The following is a 5,218-nucleotide window of genomic DNA, read 5'->3' on the forward strand; positions in this document are numbered from 1 at the left end:
TCTCGCAGACTCAGAACACTGCGTCAGCGAGATCACGAAGCGTCTTCCGGGTTCCAGGATCCTTCGTCCCTGCACGAACTCCCTGCGTCACAGGCGTTTGCGGTACCACCTGGCTGCGCTACCGGCTGGGCAGTCCTCGACCACGGCGACGGTCTCGTACCCGAGCCGTTCGTACAGGTTCGGCACCAGTAAGTCGTAGGCCATGAACAGCACCATTGCGCAGCCTCGCCGGCGGGACTCGTCCTCTGCCGCAGCCAGGAGCCTGCGCGCCAGCCCGCGACCACGAACGGATTCGTCGACCCACATGGCGTGCAGCTCGCAGTACCCGCCCCAGGTGATGCCGCAGATCCCTCCGAGCAAGGCCCCTCGGTCACCCCGGACGAACACGGCCAGCTCCTGCTCGACTTCGTCCCCGGCGGCGGCCGCAGCGGCGGCAGCTACCTTCTCCTCGAGCCAGGCCAGGTCCGCCGCGTCCGGGGCGTCCTCGACGACGAGCCGGAAGGTGTGGTCCATGGCTGATGGTGGGTTGCGGCCGGTCTAGGTGAGGAGCATCTGCTCCATCAACGTGGAGTCGTCGAAGTAGTTGCGGAGGGCGGCGATCTTGTCCCCATCGAAATCTGCAACCAGCGCGGCGCCGATCAGGATCGTCTGCCCGTTGGGCTCGATGGCGCGGTCTTCGTCGAGCACGAAGGGGCCGGAGAACACCGCGCTCACGCGGTACTCGACGAAGCCCTTGTTGCCTACGACGTCGAGGGCGTCGATTTGCAGGTTGACGTCCGATAACGAGCCGTCACGGTCGCCGACAGCCTCGGCCAGCTCTCCGAGCGAGGTGGCCAGCATGTTCGGCGACCAAACGCTGGCATCGTCGGTGAACAGCTCCGGCAGTGCATCGACGTCACCGACGAGGCACGCCTCCAGCGCTCGTCGCAGCACATCGCTGCGCGTGCTCTGCGCCATGGGATTCCCTTCGCGACGGTGAAAGGCGGCTGGTCAGCCGCCGAGGATCTTGGCCTTCTCGGCGGCGAACTCGTCGTCGGTGAGGGCACCGGAGTCATGAAGCTCGGCGAGCCCCTTGAGCTGGTCGAGGTCCGATGGCCCGTTCGTCGGCGCAGGCGGCGGCGGTGCCGGCGGCGCGTACTGCACCTGCTGCTCGGGCTCGGGCGGGTAATCCTCCGCTTGGGCGTCCTGCTGGCCTCGATTTCGCCCGCGGGCGTAGGCCGCGCCACCCACCACCATCGCGGTCCTGCGGCGAGCACGCCTACGCATCATTCCCATGACGTTCTCCTGTTCCGCGAACAGCCCTGCGCTCCGACCCCTTCAGGCGTGGGCCACGCCCACACGGCACACTCTGTCCCTATCGCCAGTTGCGGCACAAGTGCCGCACCGACGACGCCGAATCCCCGTGGCCGCGGGCTGACGTCAGTCCACCCGGCGAACCACATGGCAGTTCAGGCCGTCCGGCGTTCCCGGCACCCGGCGATGGTAGTCAATCCTCAACGCGTCCTCCGGGCCGATCCGCAGGGAATCGGGGAGCACCCAGACGGAGGTTGACCAGCTGGAGACCGGCCAGCTCCAGGGGTCGAGGGTGTGGATGACGACCCCGTACAGTCCGGCTCGGAAGGTGATGGCGACGGCGTTGACCTCTCGCTGGCCGTCGACCTTCAGATCTGCCGAGGCCTTCAGGGTGGCTTCCTCGAAACTGGTGAGATCGATGGTTGCAAGGACGACTGTCGGGCCGACCGGGGGCCAGGCTGCGGCCACTTCACCTTCGGTGGGGACATGGACAGGCCCGGGATGGGCGGCATCCAGCAGCGGCTGGAAGTCCATCCCGTACAGATTCTGCCAGCGCCGGACCGCGCTTGGTCCGATCGCTCGCTGACGCATGTCGACATCCGGGATCCGTAGCGGTCGTGCCATCAGGGTGAGGGTGTGCGGGACGAGCCTGGCCCCCGGAGCCAGTAGGCGGCGGCGAGCGTCCAAAGTGGTCTCGAGAATTTCCTCGTCCAGCGGCTCGCTGCCGATGATCTCCGAAATCAGGAGGTCGGCGGGCTCCGGCAGGTCGACCTGACGGGACCATCCCGGGATGAGCGTCACCCGGTCGGCCACGCCGTTCACTGCGAACACCCGTTCCGCTACACCTGCGATGTCGCTGGCCTCGATGGCGTAGACGTGCCGGGCACCTGCTCGGGCTGCGGCGACCGCGAGGACTCCGCTGCCGGTGCCGATGTCCAAGACCACGTCGCCTGGTCGGACTGCGACCGCGATCGCGGCCAGGTAGTCGCCGGTACGGCGTTGGTCGTGCAACATGCGGGCGTGCTCGACCGGGTCGGCCCACCCGCGCGTCTGGCCGCGGTCTGCACCCGGGGACACGAGCGCCCCCTCCTCGAGCAGCAGGTTCACGAGCCCCATGGTCGGCGCGAAGTCGGTCGAACCGTGCTCCTTCGCCTCCAGCCGCGCGATGGCGGTGCCGAGGGAGACCGGTTGCGCGAACAGCGAGACGACCGCGAACCCTCGTGGGCCGGCGTCCACCACCGTGCCAGTCGGCGAGTCGATGAGCAGGTGGCCGGTCGAGTCGAAGCGCATCCGAATATCCGGCGCGATCTGCAGGATCGTGTCTGGCGAAAGCTGGGCATCCGGCACGGCGTCGACCTGCCCCCTCCCCAGTCGGAACCCCGCCCCAGACGGTATGGATCTCGGCCACTCAGCGGCGACACTACTCGCGCGTGCTCGGCCGCCACTCGGAATGATCGGGGGAACAACCACGCCCCCGCCGGAACTCCGACGCCGTCGACGCCATCGCGCACGTGTCGGGTACCAGGGCTTCCGTTCTGGCCGCACCCTCGTGGAGCCGTTCCCCTGGGCACGGTGCTCAACCCAAGGTCGAGGAGGTGGGGTCAGACCATCGTCAGGTAGAGCGCCGCCGCGTTGATTGCTACTCGAACTCGGGCAAGGGGTTCGGGGACTCGCTTGGCCAGGTAGTCGCCCCGGTACACATCCCTGGCAGCGTCGGCCTGAAACCAGTCCGTGAAGAGCGTGACCGGGACGGTCTCCGTGCGGTTCGCCGGACCTTCGAGGCGAGACGCCCCGATCCTCGAGGCCACCCCCGAGAGTTCGCGCGGCTCGACTGTCCAGGTCGCTGCTGGGCAGCCGCACTTGGCCCACCTGTCCCGCGCGGACCCCCAGCTGCCCCCGGTCCCACCCCGTTGTGTCCCCCCTTGAACGCTGCGGGCCTAGGCGGGAGGCGGCACGGCCACCTCCCACGGACATCCGGTTTCACCCGGCAGGGGTGATGTCCTCCCCTGAGCGACGGTAGAGGCTAGGAGGCACCCCACCCGGAGGGCAGGTGGTGAGCACGATGGCGGCGAACAAGGTCGTGCATCTCACACTCGACGAACGCAGGGCTCTCGGGCAGTCAGCCAGGGACCGGACGCCGCCGTCGAGCAGCGAGGGCTGGAGGTCGGCATTGGCCCGCCCCGACCCGGTCGCCCTCCTGGAGGAGCAGGACGCCACCCGGGAGCCGGATCTGGTCCCGGTCCGCCACGGCCGAATGATCGTTTCCCCGTTCACCTTCTATCGCGGCGCCGCCAAGATCATGGCCGCTGACCTGAAGGACACACCCAGGGCCGGGCTCACCGTGCAGCTGTGCGGTGATGCGCACCTATCTAACTTCGGCTTCTTCGCGTCGCCCGAGCGGCGCCTGCTGTTCGACCTCAACGACTTCGACGAGACACTCCCCGGGCCCTTCGAGTACGACGTCAAGCGAATGGCGGCGAGCTTCACCGTCGCATCGCGCAACAACGGTCACACCAAGGCAGACACGAAAGCCGCCGCCAGGGCCTCCGTGGCCGCATACCGCGAGGCGATGGCCGACTTCGCGCAGATGCGAACCATGGACATCTGGTACGCCCATCTCGCTGAGGAGGACATCGCCGCCGCAGTCCGGTCCACGGCCAAGAACAAGGCCACCAAGAAGGACATCCGGCGCGGCGAGAGGAACATCGAAAAGGCACGCACCCGAGACAGTCTGCAAGCACTTTCGAAACTGGCCGAGAACGTCGACGGTACCCACCGCATCGTCAGTCGACCGCCGATCGTGGTCCCGATGCGCGACCTGGCGGAGACGTACGGCCTGTCGCCGGACGCCGTCCAGGCCGCCGTCCATGCACAGTTCCGTGCCTACCGCGCGACCTTGCAGCCTGACCGACGGGACCTGCTCGAGCGGTTCCAGGTCGTCGACATGGCCCGCAAAGTGGTCGGAGTCGGCAGCGTGGGGACCCGGGCGTTCATCGTGCTGCTCCAAGGTCGCGACGACGGTGACCCGCTCTTCCTGCAGGTGAAGGAGGCCACCGCGTCAGTCCTCGAGGACCACCTGCCCAAGAGCCGGTACACCCAGCACGGCGACCGCGTCGTCCAGGGCCAGCGCAGGATGCAGGCCGCCAGTGACGTCTTCCTGGGCTGGACGCGTGGGCGGGACACTTCGCGGTACTTCTACTGGCGCCAGCTTCGTGACATGAAGGGCTCCGCCCTCGTGGAGCTCATGTCGCCGACCGCCCTCGAGTTCTACGCTGGGCTGTGCGGCTGGACCCTGGCCAGAGCGCACGCCCGCACCGGGGACCCAGTCGCCATGTCCGCCTACCTCGGTAACTCCGATGCGTTCGACCGAGCGATCGTCGACTTCGCCAGGCGGTACGCCGATCAGAACGAGCGCGACTACCAGGCATTCCTCGAAAGCATCGAATCCGGCCGGCTCTCCGCACTCGAGGGTGTGTGACGTGGGCAGACAAGCCAACCCAGAAGGAAGCAGAAACGAGGTTGATCGCCGTCCGCAGGACTTGGTCACGTCCCATCGCATGAGTTCTGCCCTCGCTTGACTCTCCGGCTGTCGAACTGGCGTTCGCGCCCGCCACGGGCTCCTGCCTCACCCCCGCGCAGTCGGCCGCGGGACCTTTCTCCCCTTCAGTTCGTCGCTCGCGTTGGCCCGACTCCGGCATCGTTCGTCGCAGTCGGGCGACTCACGCACGCTCACCGACCATGGTCGGCACCGGTCAGGCGGCCGGATGGGTCTCTGCCGCCGCGGCTGGGGGGTTCGGCCGGGGGCGCGTGGGTGTCCCCCACCCGAGACTCGAGCAGGGCGCGGTACGCGTCTCGCGCGGAACCGACGATCGGTGGCGGCGCCCCCACCAACGTCTTGCGCAGTCGGGCCGCCGCTAGGGCGCGG

Annotated in this window: 6 protein-coding genes; 1 reads left to right on the forward strand and 5 read right to left on the reverse strand. The window is 68.2% G+C overall.

Translation table 11 applies throughout. The features are described 5' to 3' along the window. Positions 1-87: 87 nt before the first annotated feature. The 4 genes from VIM19_18890 to VIM19_18905 all read right to left on the reverse strand — a co-directional run bounded on the left by VIM19_18890 (position 88) and on the right by VIM19_18905 (position 2,583). Positions 88-513 (reverse strand): GNAT family N-acetyltransferase, encoded by a 426-nt coding sequence (locus VIM19_18890; GenBank protein HEY5186912.1) that lies wholly within the window; start codon positions 511-513, stop codon positions 88-90. A 24-nt stretch (positions 514-537) separates the two neighbouring features. Then, complete coding sequence (locus tag VIM19_18895) at positions 538-957, reverse strand: nuclear transport factor 2 family protein (protein HEY5186913.1); 420 nt, start codon at positions 955-957, stop codon at positions 538-540. 33 nt (positions 958-990) lie between these two features. Further along, the gene (locus VIM19_18900; GenBank protein HEY5186914.1) at positions 991-1,236 is read right to left on the reverse strand and encodes an SHOCT domain-containing protein; all 246 of its coding nucleotides are present in this window, start codon (positions 1,234-1,236) and stop codon (positions 991-993) included. Positions 1,237-1,419: 183 nt separating this feature from the next. Next, positions 1,420-2,583, reverse strand: a complete 1,164-nt coding sequence (locus tag VIM19_18905) for a 50S ribosomal protein L11 methyltransferase (GenBank protein HEY5186915.1) — start codon at positions 2,581-2,583, stop codon at positions 1,420-1,422. Between the two features lie 772 nt (positions 2,584-3,355). Between VIM19_18905 and VIM19_18910 the strand changes: the two genes are divergently transcribed. Further along, positions 3,356-4,771 carry a DUF2252 domain-containing protein gene (locus tag VIM19_18910; protein HEY5186916.1) on the forward strand — a complete coding sequence of 472 codons (1,416 nt, stop codon included), beginning with the start codon at positions 3,356-3,358 and terminating at the stop codon, positions 4,769-4,771. Positions 4,772-5,022: 251 nt separating this feature from the next. Here the strand turns inward: VIM19_18910 and VIM19_18915 are convergent. Continuing rightward, positions 5,023-5,218 (reverse strand): hypothetical protein (locus VIM19_18915; protein ID HEY5186917.1); only part of this gene is annotated, 196 nt, incomplete at its 5' end.

This window comes from Actinomycetes bacterium, assembly GCA_036510875.1.
GTDB lineage: Bacteria > Actinomycetota > Actinomycetes > Prado026 > Prado026 > DATCDE01.

Bases quoted from the DNA above. Each gene is read 5' to 3' on its own strand.
- VIM19_18895 (HEY5186913.1), bottom strand. From the start codon at position 957: ATGGCGCAGAGCACGCGCAGCGATGTGCTGCGACGAGCGCTGGAGGCG.
- VIM19_18900 (HEY5186914.1), bottom strand. From the start codon at position 1,236: ATGGTGGTGGGTGGCGCGGCCTACGCCCGCGGGCGAAATCGAGGCCAG.
- VIM19_18905 (HEY5186915.1), bottom strand. From the start codon at position 2,583: ATGCGCTTCGACTCGACCGGCCACCTGCTCATCGACTCGCCGACTGGC.
- VIM19_18910 (HEY5186916.1), top strand. From the start codon at position 3,356: ATGGCGGCGAACAAGGTCGTGCATCTCACACTCGACGAACGCAGGGCT.
- VIM19_18890 (HEY5186912.1), bottom strand. From the start codon at position 513: ATGGACCACACCTTCCGGCTCGTCGTCGAGGACGCCCCGGACGCGGCG.